Origin of the sequence: Aureimonas sp. AU4 (assembly GCF_001463765.1) — a bacterium.
Lineage (GTDB): Bacteria > Pseudomonadota > Alphaproteobacteria > Rhizobiales > Rhizobiaceae > Aureimonas.
In genome coordinates this window covers 1-2,500 of sequence record NZ_BBWK01000104.1, presented here as the reverse complement: position 1 = coordinate 2,500, position 2,500 = coordinate 1, and the positions used below count along the sequence as shown (strand labels likewise).

Below are 2,500 nucleotides of genomic sequence, written 5' to 3'. Positions count from 1 at the left end.
TCTATTTAGGTAGAGCGTCGACCGAATACCCCAGGGGGTAGAGCACTGAATGGGCTAGGGGGACTCACCGTCTTACCAAACCCAATCAAACTCCGAATACCTGGGAGTACTAGTCGGCAGACACACGGCGGGTGCTAACGTCCGTCGTGGAGAGGGAAACAACCCTGACCACCAGCTAAGGTCCCCAAGTCATGGCTAAGTGTGAAAGGATGTGAGAATCCCAAAACAACCAGGATGTTGGCTTAGAAGCAGCCATCATTTAAAGAAAGCGTAACAGCTCACTGGTCTAGAATTAAGGGTTCTTGCGCCGAAAATGTAACGGGGCTGAAGCCATGCACCGAAGCTGTGGGTAGCGATCTCCTTGCGAGACGCTGCGGTAGCGGAGCGTTCCCTAGGCTGATGAAGGAGGACCCGTGAGGGCCTCTGGAGGTATGGGAAGTGCGAATGCTGACATGAGTAACGATAAAGGGTGTGAGAGACACCCTCGCCGAAAGTCCAAGGGTTCCTGCTTAAAGTTAATCTGAGCAGGGTGAGCCGGCCCCTAAGCCGAGGCCGAAAGGCGTAGGTGATGGGAACCACGTTAATAATCGTGGGCCTGGTGGAGAGTGACGGATCGCGTGTGTTGTCCAACCTTATCGGATTGGTTGGGCTTCGAAGCGGTTCCAGGAAAGAGCCCCACCGTACAGACCGTACCCGAAACCGACACAGGTGGACTGGTAGAGCATACCCAGGCGCTTGAGAGAACTCTGCTGAAGGAACTCGGCAAATTGCACGCGTAACTTCGGAAGAAGCGTGGCCCCACAGGACGCAAGTTGTGTGGGGTGGCACAGACCAGGGGGTAGCGACTGTTTATCAAAAACACAGGGCTCTGCGAAGTCGCAAGACGACGTATAGGGTCTGACGCCTGCCCGGTGCTGGAAGGTTAAGAGGAGGGGTGCAAGCTCTGAATCGAAGCCCCAGTAAACGGCGGCCGTAACTATAACGGTCCTAAGGTAGCGAAATTCCTTGTCGGGTAAGTTCCGACCTGCACGAATGGCGTAACGACTTCCCCGCTGTCTCCAGCAGAGACTCAGTGAAATTGAATTCCCCGTGAAGATGCGGGGTTCCTGCGGTCAGACGGAAAGACCCCGTGCACCTTTACTATAGCTTTACACTGGCATTCGTGTCGGCATGTGTAGGATAGGTGGTAGGCTTTGAAGCGTGGGCGCCAGCTCGCGTGGAGCCATCCTTGAAATACCACCCTTATCGTCATGGATGTCTAACCGCGGTCCGTCATCCGGATCCGGAACAGTGTATGGTGGGTAGTTTGACTGGGGCGGTCGCCTCCCAAAGAGTAACGGAGGCGCGCGATGGTGGGCTCAGACCGGTCGGAAATCGGTCGTCGAGTGCAATGGCATAAGCCCGCCTGACTGCGAGACAGACAAGTCGAGCAGAGACGAAAGTCGGTCATAGTGATCCGGTGGTCCCGCGTGGAAGGGCCATCGCTCAACGGATAAAAGGTACGCCGGGGATAACAGGCTGATGACCCCCAAGAGTCCATATCGACGGGGTTGTTTGGCACCTCGATGTCGGCTCATCGCATCCTGGGGCTGGAGCAGGTCCCAAGGGTTTGGCTGTTCGCCAATTAAAGCGGTACGTGAGCTGGGTTCAGAACGTCGTGAGACAGTTCGGTCCCTATCTGCCGTGGGTGTAGGAATATTGACAGGATCTGTCCCTAGTACGAGAGGACCGGGATGGACGTACCTCTGGTGGACCTGTTGTGGCGCCAGCCGCAGTGCAGGGTAGCTATGTACGGTCGGGATAACCGCTGAAGGCATCTAAGCGGGAAACCCACCTGGAAACGAGTATTCCCTATCAGGGCCGTGGAAGACCACCACGTTGATAGGAGGCATGTGGAAGCGCGGCAACGCGTGAAGCTGAGCCTTACTAATCGCCCGATCGGCTTGATCGCTCTCATTCGCCCATGTCCATTGCGAGGCAATGTCATGGGTCTCTTCTCTCGCCTTGCGCCAACCGGCTGTGGCCGGTTGTCTGCGGCGGGCCGGAACCTGACGGTTCCGCCGACCCACGAGGGGTCGGGGCTGTCCTCGCTCTTCCGAGCGCTCGGACGGTGGCCAACCGGCAAGGTTCTCCTGAAAAACCAGCTTCCAGAAAAGATGCGATGCGCCGACCTGGTGGCTTCTGCGGGGTGGCCGCACCCGATCCCATTCCGAACTCGGCCGTGAAACGCCCCAGCGCCCATGATACTTCGTCTCAAGACGCGGGAAAGTCGGTCGCCGCCAGGTTCGCCCATCGCATCCCCTCTCTTCCATCCACACCAAAACGCCCGCCCCAGGTGAAAACCTGCGGCGGGCGTTTGGTCGTCGCCCGTCCACAAACCCACAACGCCACGCCGTCACACCCGGCCGCCCAGAAGCCGGTCGCATACCGCGTCCAGACACACCGAGACACCCAGCGCCGTCAACGCAATCAGACCCGCCCCCGTCAGAACATACGAGCC

The 2,500-nt window shown here is 58.0% G+C and carries 2 rRNA genes (1 of these 2 cut by a window edge); both read left to right on the top strand.

Annotated elements, in window-relative coordinates:
• Positions 1-1,951, top strand: a 23S ribosomal RNA gene (locus AUL35_RS21110) (it extends 883 nt beyond the left edge of the window).
• Between the two features lie 219 nt (positions 1,952-2,170).
• Positions 2,171-2,285, top strand: a 5S ribosomal RNA gene (gene rrf / locus AUL35_RS21105).
• Positions 2,286-2,500: the final 215 nt, after the last annotated feature.